The 11,678-nt window shown below is 63.1% G+C and carries 11 protein-coding genes and 1 tRNA gene; 4 read left to right on the top strand and 8 right to left on the bottom strand.

The genetic code is table 11. The features are described from left to right. Positions 1-67: 67 nt before the first annotated feature. Positions 68-1,261, bottom strand: coding sequence for a bifunctional sugar-1-phosphate nucleotidylyltransferase/acetyltransferase (glmU, locus tag ACERIT_RS01715; RefSeq protein WP_373673083.1), 1,194 nt, complete (start codon positions 1,259-1,261; stop codon positions 68-70). A 129-nt stretch (positions 1,262-1,390) separates the two neighbouring features. Here glmU and ACERIT_RS01710 point away from each other — a divergent pair, with 129 nt between their 5' ends. Together ACERIT_RS01710 and ACERIT_RS01705 are read left to right on the top strand one after the other, a co-directional pair. Further along, positions 1,391-2,551, top strand: coding sequence for an alanine--glyoxylate aminotransferase family protein (locus tag ACERIT_RS01710; RefSeq protein ID WP_373673082.1), 1,161 nt, complete (start codon positions 1,391-1,393; stop codon positions 2,549-2,551). Between the two features lie 73 nt (positions 2,552-2,624). Next, positions 2,625-2,738 carry a zinc ribbon domain-containing protein gene (locus tag ACERIT_RS01705; RefSeq protein ID WP_373673081.1) on the top strand — a complete coding sequence of 38 codons (114 nt, stop codon included), beginning with the start codon at positions 2,625-2,627 and terminating at the stop codon, positions 2,736-2,738. Between the two features lie 215 nt (positions 2,739-2,953). On the opposite strand, the gene ACERIT_RS01700 is transcribed toward ACERIT_RS01705, so the two are convergent. After that, a tRNA-Lys gene (locus tag ACERIT_RS01700) sits at positions 2,954-3,027 on the bottom strand. 191 nt (positions 3,028-3,218) lie between these two features. Between ACERIT_RS01700 and ACERIT_RS01695 the strand changes: the two genes are divergently transcribed. Then, positions 3,219-4,685, top strand: coding sequence for a DHH family phosphoesterase (locus tag ACERIT_RS01695; protein WP_373673080.1), 1,467 nt, complete (start codon positions 3,219-3,221; stop codon positions 4,683-4,685). 56 nt (positions 4,686-4,741) lie between these two features. On the opposite strand, the gene ACERIT_RS01690 is transcribed toward ACERIT_RS01695, so the two are convergent. The 5 genes from ACERIT_RS01690 to ACERIT_RS01670 form a co-directional block, all read right to left on the bottom strand. After that, positions 4,742-5,182, bottom strand: a complete 441-nt coding sequence (locus ACERIT_RS01690; protein ID WP_373673079.1) for a pyridoxamine 5'-phosphate oxidase family protein — start codon at positions 5,180-5,182, stop codon at positions 4,742-4,744. Between the two features lie 49 nt (positions 5,183-5,231). Continuing rightward, positions 5,232-5,813 (bottom strand): VIT1/CCC1 transporter family protein, encoded by a 582-nt coding sequence (locus ACERIT_RS01685; protein WP_373673078.1) that lies wholly within the window; start codon positions 5,811-5,813, stop codon positions 5,232-5,234. 6 nt (positions 5,814-5,819) lie between these two features. Then, positions 5,820-6,110: a DUF211 domain-containing protein gene (locus tag ACERIT_RS01680; protein WP_373673077.1), complete on the bottom strand. Its 291-nt coding sequence runs from the start codon at positions 6,108-6,110 to the stop codon at positions 5,820-5,822. Between the two features lie 177 nt (positions 6,111-6,287). Continuing rightward, positions 6,288-8,852, bottom strand: coding sequence for a calcium-translocating P-type ATPase, PMCA-type (locus ACERIT_RS01675; RefSeq protein ID WP_373673076.1), 2,565 nt, complete (start codon positions 8,850-8,852; stop codon positions 6,288-6,290). 205 nt (positions 8,853-9,057) lie between these two features. Continuing rightward, positions 9,058-9,351 (bottom strand): PRC-barrel domain-containing protein, encoded by a 294-nt coding sequence (locus tag ACERIT_RS01670; protein WP_373673075.1) that lies wholly within the window; start codon positions 9,349-9,351, stop codon positions 9,058-9,060. A gap of 149 nt (positions 9,352-9,500) precedes the next feature. On the opposite strand from ACERIT_RS01670, the gene ACERIT_RS01665 reads away from it, so the two are divergent. After that, positions 9,501-11,321 carry a DNA mismatch repair protein gene (locus ACERIT_RS01665; protein WP_373673074.1) on the top strand — a complete coding sequence of 607 codons (1,821 nt, stop codon included), beginning with the start codon at positions 9,501-9,503 and terminating at the stop codon, positions 11,319-11,321. A gap of 102 nt (positions 11,322-11,423) precedes the next feature. Here ACERIT_RS01665 and ACERIT_RS01660 read toward each other — a convergent pair whose 3' ends face one another. Next, positions 11,424-11,618 carry a cold-shock protein gene (locus ACERIT_RS01660; protein WP_373673073.1) on the bottom strand — a complete coding sequence of 65 codons (195 nt, stop codon included), beginning with the start codon at positions 11,616-11,618 and terminating at the stop codon, positions 11,424-11,426. Positions 11,619-11,678: the final 60 nt, after the last annotated feature.

Genomic DNA, 11,678 nt, shown 5'->3' with positions numbered 1-11,678 from the left:
AGAGTCGGTGATATATCTGGTGGGTGCCGCGGAATTCGATTCCAAGAAAGGATCCCCGCGACGGGACTCACCGATCCCGAGTGATGGTCTCGCCCGGTCCGGTGGTCGTCTCCGTGTCGAGACGGACGCCGGCGTTGATCGACGTGTCGATCCCAGTCTTGACGCGGTCCCCGCAGACGACGCCGAACTTCCGTCGGCCCGTTGAGACGCGGTCCCCCTTCACCGTGAACGCGACCGAGTTCCCGTCGTGACGGAGGTTCGCGACGTTGGTGCCCGCCCCGAAGTTCACATTGCGTCCGAGCACGCTGTCGCCGAGATACGAGAGGTGACCGAGGCTCGATCCGTCGTCGACGACGCTGTTTTTGACCTCGACCGCGTGACCGATCTTGGTATCCGCACCGAGATACGTCGCACCTCGAACGTACGCGTTCGGTCCGACCGTCGCGCCCGCGGACACGTATGCCGGTCCGTCGATCACGACGCCGGATTTGATCCGCGCACCGTCCTCGATCACGACGTCGCCGGTGATCGTCGCATCCGGGTGCACCGTTCCTCGGACACGGGTGTCGAGGTCCGCAAGTTTCCATTCGTTCGCCTCGAGGAGCTCCCACGGTCGGCCGACGTCGAGCCACCGATCGACCGGAACGACGTCGACGTCAACGGACTCACAGGCGCGCTGGAGCGCGTCCGTCAACTCGAGTTCGCCGCGATCGCTTTCGGCGACGTCGAGCCGATCCCGTGTCTCGGCCGGAAAGACGTATGCGCCGGTGTTTATCAGATTCGAGGGCGGGTCGTCCGGCTTCTCGATCACGCCTTCGAGATAGCCTCGTTCGCCACGTTCGAGCACGCCATAGGCGGAGGGGTTCTCGACGCGATACGAGCCGACCGCGGGACCGGACTCGAACAACGAGCGGAGGTCTGCGACCTCATAGAGCGCGTCGCCGTTGAGTACGGCGAAAGGGCCGTCATCGAGCGCCGGGACGGCGCTGGCGACCGCATCGGCAGTCCCGCGTCGTCGATCCTGAGTGACGAAGGTCACCGGAACGTCGAGATCGGCGTCAGCCTCCTCGAAGTACGTTCGGACCGCGTCGGCCTCGTAACCGACGACGAGAACGATCCGGGAAGCGCCCGCCGCGATGGCGGTCTCGACGGTGTGGGCGACGAGCGGCTTTCCCGCGACCGGCAACATCGGCTTCGGTCGATCGGCGGTCAACGGTCGCATTCGCGTGCCCTCTCCCGCGGCGAGAACGACTGTCTGCATGGCCGTCACTCGGCCGCGCCGCTACAAGAAGTTCCGGGGTCTCGATCAGTTTCGGCGTCGCCGGCGAAACATCTCAGTCCCGAATCACTCTCCGTCGAACTTTTTACCCGTCGCTCGGTAGCCGAAGGCATGTCCGACTCACCGGGGACACCCGAGGACGCGCCGCAGATCGGAGAACTGACGCCACCCGACCGAACGCTGATGGGTCCGGGCCCCAGCGATGTCCACCCGCGCGTCCTGCGGGCGATGAGCACGCCGCTCGTTGGTCACCTCGATCCCTCGTTCATCGAGATCATGAACGAGGTCCAAGAGCTGATGCGTTACACCTTCCGGACCGACAACCAATGGACCATCCCCGTCTCGGGGACCGGATCCGCCTCGATGGAGGCGGCGATCGGCAACCTCGTGGAGCCCGGCGACACGATGTTGGTCCCGACGAACGGCTACTTCGGCGGACGGATGGCCTCGATGGCACGCCGGGCCGGCGGGGAGGTCGTCGAGGTCGACGCGCCGTGGGGGGAGCCGCTCGATCCGGTCGACGTCGAGACGGCATTCGCGGAACATCAGCCGGACGTCTTTGGGTTCGTCCACGCCGAGACGTCGACGGGCGTTCTCCAGCCGGACGTTCCCGAACTCACCTCGATCGCCCACGATCACGACGCGTACGTGATCGCCGACTGCGTGACCTCGCTTGGCGGCGTGGAGTTGCGCGTCGACGAGTGGGACGTCGACGTCGCGTACTCGGGGCCCCAAAAGTGCCTCTCGTGTCCGCCGGGTGCGAGTCCGCTTACGCTCTCGGACCGCGCGATGGACAAGGTTCTCGACCGCGAGACCGATTCCCGATCGTGGTATCTCGACCTCTCGCTACTTGAGGGCTATTGGGGCGACGATCGGTCCTATCACCACACTGCGCCGATCACGAACGTCTACGCGATCCGTGAGGCGCTTCGGCTCGTCGCCGAGGAGGGCATCGAGAACCGCTGGGAACGCCACCGCGAGATCGCCGGCGGATTGAAGGCTGGCCTGCAGGATCTGGGCCTCGAGATGAACGCGCCCGACGAGTACTGGCTGCCGAGCCTCAACGCGGTTCGCGTTCCCGATGGCATCGACGACGCCGCGGTGATCGACCATCTGCTCGCGGAATACGACCTGGAGATCGCCTCGGGACTCGGCGATCTGGCCGGCGACATCTGGCGGATCGGCTGTATGGGGTACTCCGCTCGTCCGAAGAACGTCGAGTATCTGCTCGCAGCCATCGAGGATGCGCTCGCGGAGCAGGGCCACGCGTAGGGTATCGATCGCCGCGGTCGGCACCAGCTATCGCGCCACAATCTTCATTCGGATCCTGCCGAAACGATCAGCCATGGGCGAACCCCCGTGCGATCGGATCTTCTGTCCGGCGTGTGATGCGCCGGCGACGACGAACGACGAGACGTGTCCGGACTGTGGCGCTACGCTGTCGAACACGAATCGATAACGGATCGCTCCGATCCATCCTCCCTACCTCACAGGAGGTTAGGGAACGAAAGCGCGGGGCGAGATTTGGACCGCGAGCCAGGAGGGAGCCGAAACGTCGGCCGGAGGGAGTTGACCCGAGTAGAGACGTGCTCGCTCACTGCGTTCGTTGCACGCGACTCCCCGGGTTCGAATCTCTCATCGCATTGCACTGCTCTGTGTCGGTCGCCGAAAAAACGGGCCGGGAGGGATTTGAACCCCCGACCGACGGATTAAGAGTCCGTCGCTCTCCCTAACTGAGCTACCGGCCCTCATCGTCCACTTTCCCGGACACCATAAAAGGACTTTCGTCTTCCCGGCTGCTCCTGATCGTCGTCACGGATCGCCCACGGAGCACCATTCCCCGGACGATCACCGTGACGTCTCCGTGCGAATATCGAGCACGATATCGAACACTGCAAGCGGGTCTGTTAAGTGTGGGGCGATCCGATCCCGCATACCCATGAGTGTAGGGGCGAGCGGGACTGCACGGACGCGATACGCGATCCTCGGGTGTGGCAGCGTCGGCCACGCCGTCGCGGAATCGCTGACCGACCGCGACAAGGACGTATTGATCCTCGATTGCGACGAGAGCCGAGTCGAGGCCCTCCGCGATCAGGATCTCAACGCGAAGGTGCAGGACATCTCCGATCCAAGCGTCGCGGACGCCGTCGCCGACCGGGATATCGTGCTCATTCTCGCCTCGGACGTCGACGCCAACAAGGCTGCCGTGGAGGCGCTTCGCGATGCCGGTGGCGACCACTACGTGGTCGTTCGCGCCTCCGATCCCGTAAGCGAGGACGAACTTCGGGACCTCGGCGCCGACGTCGTCATCAACCCCTCCACCGTCATCGCCGACTCCGCGCTCCGGTCGCTTGAGACCGGCGAACTCGAGTATATGGCTCGCCAGCTCGGCGACATCCTCACCGAAACCGACGGCGAGATGGCGATCCTCACCCACGACACCCCGGACCCGGACTCGATCGCCTCCGCGACGGCACTGCAGGCGATCGCCGATTCGTTCGACGTCGACGCCGACATTCTCCATCCCGGTGACATCGGCCACCAGGAGAACCGCGCGTTCGTGAACCTGCTCGGAATCGACCTCCTCTCGCGTGAGGAGGCACAATCCCTTTCGGAGTACGAGACGATCGCCATCGTCGACCACGCCAAATCGGGGGATCCGGAGGCGACGATCGACGCGGACGTCGATATCTATATCGACCACCTCGAGGCGGAGGCAGAACTGGATGCCCCCTTCGTCGATATTCGAACCAACGTCTCCTCCACGTCGACCATTCTCACGAAATACCTCCAGGAGTTCGATCTCTCTCCCTCGGAGGCGGTCGCCACGGCACTATTATACGGAATCCGCGCGGAGACGCTGGATTTCAAACGCGATACCACGCCAGCGGACCTGACCGCCGCAGCCTATCTCCATCCGTTCGCCAACCACGACACGCTCGAACAGGTCGAATCACCGTCGATGTCACCCGAGACCCTCGACGTGCTCGCCGAGGCGATCCAGAACCGGCAGGTCCAGGGGAGCCATCTCTTTTCGAGTGCCGGGTTCATCCGCGATCGGGACGCGCTCTCACAGGCCGCCCAACACTTGCTCAATCTGGAGGGAATCACCACGACTGCCGTGTTAGGCGTCGCCGACGAGCATATCCACCTTGCCGCACGATCGAAGGACATCCGTATTAACATTGGCAGCGTCCTTCAGGAGGCCTTCGAGGATATGGGTGAGACGACCGGCCACTCGACACAGGGGTCCGTTGAGATCCCGCTCGGGATCTTCACCGGGATCGAGAGCAACGACGAAAACCGCGATACGCTGTTGTCGCTCACCGAGGAGGCAGTCAGACGCAAACTCTTCGACGCGATGGGCGTCGAGGGATCCTCCTCGGAGAACTCGAACGGCTCCTAGCGATCGGGTCGGTGGCCGCCCTCCGATGACGGGACGGGTTCAGAGGAGGACGGACGTCACTCGGAAACGGAAGTCGTTCGTCGACCGACGACGGATTCAAGCACCAGTTCATACAGCGTGAATTCGACGTCCTCGATCGACTCATCGAAGATCCGAAACGGCGGGAACCACTCGTTAAGCGTGGCCTCATCCACATCTTCGCTCCAGGGATGGATTGCGCCCTGGATGTGGATGCTCCACGAGTCGCCATTCAAGGCGCCATACCGGACGAAGGTCGCTGTATCAGTCGTCTCCAGAAACCGTGTTTTCTCCGCACCGTCCCCCTGGCTACTCACTCTAAGAAGGATCCGATCGCCGTCGTAGTGGTAGCTCAATGGGACCGCGTAGGCGTCGTCGCCGTCCGCCAGCGCGAGGATGCCGTGTTCGCCGTCTCGAAGGCACTCGTCCAGTTCCGACTGGTCCATCCCCACCGTATACACGTATTCGGCGTGTTCCATATCGGATAGTCGGTTCGTACTGACAAATAGATCGGTAGTCGATTCGGAGTCATCCCGGAATGAAGAGATTGATCACGGCGACCACCAATCCGGCGATTCCCATCCGAACTGCTGCAACGTACCATCGCTGTCCGGATATCGATCCCATGTACGCTCCGAACACGCCTAACACGCCAATGCCGAGACCGACCGCGATGAGGGCGGCCTCCTGCATCGTTACCAGGGTGCCTTCAAACACGAACGGGCTTATCGGAATGAGGATACCGATGAGCGGACCCAACCCACTCATCGTCGCGTGCAGGAGCCGGGCACCGCTTTGTTCGCGTTGAATACGGGTATCATCGAGATCCGTGAGCATCGCCCGTTCGATCCGCTTGATCTCCGCCTGCGTTTCGGCTCGCTCGATCTCCCACACGCTCCAGACGGCCGACGTTCCAAGACCGACTGCTGCACCAAGCCCGATCTTGATAACGGTGAGGCCGTCTGGGACCCCCGAGAGAACGGCGCCGACGACGATTCCGATACTCGTCAGCGTGCCGTCAAATCCGTTCGAGATGAAATATCGACGCGAGATCGCACGAACGTCCTCCTTCCGAAGGAGACGCCGCATAAGCTGTCGCATCGATGCCATGGCTCGTCACCCATCCTGTAGCGTCCGACGGTCCGTGACGATATACTCACCACAAGCGACCTCATCGACGGAGTGGATCGTCCCGCCGAGAGATTCGATCGTGTCCTCGATCGCCGCAAAATCCAGATCTTCACCCTCGAAAGTCAACTTGATGTTTTGAACTTCGGTGTCCAACTCGATAAGGGACGAGGAAACCCCCTCGATACTCTCTGTGTCCGTGATCTGATCGGTGAACTCGATGAGGGGTGGGTCGTGAGGTTTCAATACGTCGACGACGACGCGCCGGAGTGTGGCCATAGATCGATGTGACGCCGGGTCCCACTAAAAGCGTGCCCCGTACCGGCCGTGAAAGGGTTCGTGACCGAACCCGATTCACAACCAGATGGCGGTGTCCCGAGGTAGTCGTCGTGCTCACTCCGTTCGTATACGCTTGGGCGGGGAGTGAGCCGGGGCTGTCCTTCGAATCCGCATCTCTCAGTCTTCCATCGGGAGATATCGTTTGATCGTGACGACGACAGCGAGATACGCGGGGAGCGCGACGAGGAGTACGATACCGATGATCGACCAGTCGGCGATCCCGAGTGGCACCGTTCCAAAGTACTCGTTGAGTGGGGTGTACAGAACGGCCAGTTGCAACCCCATCGACGATCCGACCGCGAGTGCGAGCCATGGGTTCGAGAACGTCGGCGTATCCCGGAACCACCGAATGACGTATAATTTCTCGAATTCGAGAACGACGAACAGCGTAAACACCATCGTCATCACATACGGCGTGATGTCGGCGGCCCCGCCGAGGACGTAGAACATCAATCCGAGCGCGATAACCGTCGATATCGTTCCGGCTCCGCCGATGAAGCCAAGCATATGACGGTCGATGATACCCCGATCAGGGTCGCGCGGCGGCCGATCCATCACGTCGCCGCTCCGTGGATCTGCGCCCAACGCCAGTGCCGGCAATCCGTCCGTGAGAAGGTTGATCCACAGCAGCTGAACCGCCGGGAGAATGAGGTAGCCGAACAGGGAGGCTATAAAAACGATCGCGACCTCCGCCACGTTCGCGCTCAGGAGATAGGCAACGAACTTCCAGACGTTATCGAAGATCGCTCGACCGCGTTCGACTGCTCGCTCGATGGTCGCGTAGTTGTCGTCCAGAAGGACCATATCACTGGCCTGTTTGGCAACGTCGGTTCCGCGTATCCCCATCGCGACGCCGATGTCGGCGTTTTTCAGCGCCGGGGCGTCGTTGACGCCGTCGCCCGTCATCGCGACGACGTGTCCCTTCTGCTTGAGTGCGCGCAGGATTCGAACCTTGTGATCGGGAGACGCACGGGCGAACACGTCGACTGCCTCGACACGTTCAGAAAGTGTCTCGTCGTCCAACTCCTCGATCTCGTGGCCCTCCATGACCGTCCGCCCCATTCCAATCGAGGCGGCAATCGCGCCTGCAGTGCGGACGTTGTCGCCGGTCACCATCTTCACGTCGATGCCTGCGTGCTCGGTCGCCGCAAGGGCATCGGCGATCTCCTCGCGCGGGGGGTCGATCATTCCCACCAGCCCGACGAACACCAACTCCTCCTCGATGTCCTCCGGATCCTCAGCATACGCTACTGCGAGCACGCGGAGTGCATCGTCGGCAAACGAGTCGACCTGTTCGCGAATGCGCTCGGCTGTCGCCGACGTGAGATCGGTTGGCCCCTCGTCCGTGAGCACGCGGGTGGACTTCGAGAGGACGACGTCCGGAGCTCCCTTGACGTATCCCACGTCGTCATGGATGGTTCCCATCCACTTCCTCTCCGAAGAGAAGGGGATCTCGTCGGTACGTGGCTGTTGATCGCGCAACGCCTCGACATCGAACCCGTGATCGTCGGCGGCCTTGACCAGCGCCTGCTCGGTCGGGTCACCCTCCTCGAGGGTCGCATCGTTGCAAAGCGCGCCGGCTCGCAACAGGAGTTCGGCGCGGTCGTTCGGTAGTTCCGCTCCCGTCTCGTCGAGGTCGATAACGGTGTCGGCTATCCACGCCCTGCTGGCGGTCATCCGTCCCTCGGTAAGCGTGCCGGTTTTGTCGGTACAGATGACGTCGACGGAACCGAGCGCCTCAACGGCCGGTAGCCGGCGGACGAGAGCGTTCTCGTCAGCCATCGTTCGCACTCCGAGTGCGAGAGTCAGCGTCACCACGGCCGGAAGTCCCTCCGGAATCGCTGCGACCGCAAGCGAAATCGCCGTCAGACCGGCCTGAATGAGTGGCGTCTCACGAAGCAACAACAGTGGAACGACGAACGCGGCTACGAGGAGTATCCCGGTGCCGAGGCGACGGCCGAGTTCATCCAACTCCTGCTGGAGCGGCGTTCGTGTCTCCTCAGTGGCTGCGAGTTCCCGAGCGATGGCCCCGACTTCGGTGTCCATCCCCGTCGTCGTGATGACGGCGACCGCGCTGCCGCGGGTGACGTTCGTCCCTTTGTACACCATACTCTCGCGCTCGGCGATCGGCGCATCGGGATCGACCGCTGCCACCGACTTCGAGACCGGTTCGCTCTCGCCCGTGAGTGCCGCCTCGTCGATCTCGAGGTCAGTCTCCTCGAGCAGCCGCCCGTCTGCGGGAACGACATCTCCGCTTTTGAGTTCGACCACGTCACCGGGAACGAGTTCGATCGAATCGATCTCGACCGTCGACCCGTCTCGTCGAACGGTCGCCGTCGGCGACGTCAATTCCCGGAGCGCTTCGAGGCTTCGTTCGGCCCGGTAGTCCTGGAGGAAGCCGAACGCCCCATTGGCGACGATGATGATGAGTATCAGGATGGCGTCGATACTGTGGCCGACCCAGATCGAGAGCATGGCCGCGGCCAGTAGCACCCAGATGAGAACGCTGTCGAACTGTGCGAGGAGAATGTCTCGCGCCGTTCGTTCGCTCACACGGGTGATCTCGTTTTCGCCGTGCTCCGCGAGTCGCTCTTGCGCCTCCTCGGAGGACAACCCCTCGGCGGTCGTGTCGGTGGCTTTCAGAACCGACTCGGCCGCTTGGCTGTGTGGACGTTCGGCCACGAGTAGGTTCTCACGCGCCTCCCTATTGGGTGTTATCGAAATTGCAAGCTACCACCCCGCCCGGAACGGCGGAACGGAGTCATTCGGTCCCGTTCGCTATAACGACACGACCGACTCACGAACCAACGGGTCCAGGTGCCGGGTGGATGTCCGATCCGGGATGCCCGTCGACGATCGAGACGCCGATTGGCGGACGGGGGACGGCTCAGACGACCGCTTCTCCGGATTCCTCCTCGTCGGATTCCAGTCGCTCGATCACGTCGTTGATCAAGATCACGTCGCCGACCGCTCGCACCCATCGATATGGAACGATGACACCCTCGCCTGACTGGACGCGGTTCCGGAAGAGTTCGACGTTGAGTTCGGTGAGTGCGAGTCCGGTCACGGCACGGGACTCGATGTCGAGACGGACGTCTTCGACTTCGCCGACGAACACGCCGTTGTTCGAGTACACCTCGCGGCCGACGAGGCTCGTGATCTCATCTGGCGTCGGTTGCATACCCATGCGGTCACGAGCGCGCCTATTAAGTATTGGTTGTCGGCGGACGGACGTCCGACGATCGCACGACGCGATCCGATACCGATCCGATCACGGAGGGACACCGGCCCGGACGAAAACACCAAGGCACCCCGCGAGGACGATGGGATATGCGACTGGAGGACTACTGGGGCGTCGGTCCCAAGACGAGCGAGCGACTCAGAGAGACGCTCGGCGTCGAACGGGCCGTCGAGGCGATCGAGTCCGCGGACGTTCGCGCTCTCGTCGATGCCGGGATCCCGCGCGGACGGGCCACACGGATCCTTCGGCGGGCGAACGGCGAAGCCGGCATGGGCGTCCTCGCAACGGGCGACGCGCGGTCGGTCTACGACGACCTCCTCGCGCTGGCTGCGACCTACGCGCTTACTGCACACGCCGGCGATCGGATCCGCGTTCTCACCCCCCTTTCCGACCGGGACGCGATCGAAACCCGGCTCGCGGACGTGATTGCGGCGCGGGATGCCTGGGAACGTCTCGACGAGGGCGACCGCGCGGTCGTCCTCGATGCCTTCGAGGAGTACGACGCGGCCGGCGGGACGGACAGAGTCGCCGTCGAGACCGCCCTCGCGCTCGGGACGGTGGCAGTCGAGGACGGCCCCTTCGCTCCGATCGCGACGTTGGACGCCGAGGCGCTCCGTGAGGCCGCGAGCGCGCTCGGGTACGTCCAAAGACGATCCGGTGGACGGGCCGAAACCGACGGCGAAAACGGAGACGGCAACGACGTCGAGATAACGGTTCTCGAAGGCGCCGACGAGGAACTCGACCGACTTCGCGACCGTCTGGAAGCAGCACGTGACCTCGAGAACGCCGCCTTCGACGTCATCGATGAGGTTCGCGAGGGAACGGTGCGGGACTTCGAGTCGTTCAAACGCGGCGTCGTCGAGCACGTCGCCGATCGGACGGCCATCGAACCCGGACGCATCCGCGCGGCTGCACCCGTGGAGGCGGTCGATGCGGCGGATTTCGTCTCGGGAACGCTTCGATCCCTCGTCGAGGATCTCGAATCGGAGTTCGAACAGCGCGAGGAGGCCGTCGCGGCGGATCTCCGTGAGCGGATTCACGATGCCGACGGGGACGTCGAGACTGCCGTCGAGGTGGTCTCGGAAGCTGCCTTCGAACTCTCGTTGGGTCGGTTCGCGGCCGAACGCGACCTGTCGCAGCCGGTCCTCGGAGGCGATGGACTCGCCGTCGAAGGCGCTCGGAATCCATTCCTTGAAGGCGAAGTCCGTCCGGTCACCTACGCGGTCGGAGCGCACTCGCTTCCCGAATACGATGGGGAGAGATCCGAAGCGAAACGACCCCCGTCCGGCGATCGAGTGACGGTCCTTACGGGAGCCAACTCCGGCGGAAAGACGACGCTTCTGGAGACCCTTTGTGCGGTCGCGCTACTCGCGTCGATGGGACTTCCAGTTCCGGCCGACCACGCCGAGATCGGCCGCTTCGACCGGATCGTCTTTCATCGACGTCACGCCTCGTTTAACGCCGGTGTACTCGAGTCGACGCTCAAGTCGATCGTCCCGCCGCTCGTCGAGTCCGGACGAACCCTGATGCTCGTCGACGAGTTCGAGGCGATCACCGAACCGGGTCGAGCCGCCGATCTGTTGAACGGACTCGTCGACTTAACCGTCGATCGCGGCGCGCTCGGCGTGTACGTGACCCACCTCGCCGACGACCTAAGTCCGCTTCCCGACCGGGCTCGGATCGACGGGATCTTTGCCGAGGGACTGACCGGCGATCTCGCATTGCGCGTCGATTATCAGCCGCGGTTCGGAACGGTCGGCAAGTCGACCCCGGAGTTCATCGTCTCGCGGCTCGTCGCGAACGCCGACGACAGGTCGGTTCGCCAGGGATTCGAACACCTCGCGGAGGCCGTCGGGGAGGAAGCCGTCCAGCGGACGCTCTCGGACGTGCGGTGGTCGCCGGACCAGTGAAGGCCGATCAGAAGCGTGTCCGCTCTCGTGACGCCGATGTTGAACGGCGCTATCGCTCTCGAACCGATCAGTTGAGAAAGGCGATACGTCTCGCTGTTGGCGTTATTGGCGCGTTAGGTTCGTGGCTCGGGGACCCTTATCGGCCTCCTCGATGTCGAATTCGACCTCCTGTCCTTCTTCGAGGTCGGGACCGCCGACGTCCTCCATGTGGAAGAACACGTCCTCGTCCGCGTCCTCGGTTTCGATAAAGCCGTAGCCGCCAGTGTCGTTGAAGAATGCAACAGTTCCAGTAGCCATTACTGCGTCTCCAACCCCAACTGGAACGTCGGGACATATATATTTATGGGACAAACGCGA

Source organism: Halopenitus sp. H-Gu1, from assembly GCF_041821145.1.
Lineage (GTDB): Archaea > Halobacteriota > Halobacteria > Halobacteriales > Haloferacaceae > Halopenitus.
This window is presented reverse-complemented; position numbering and strand designations above follow the sequence as displayed.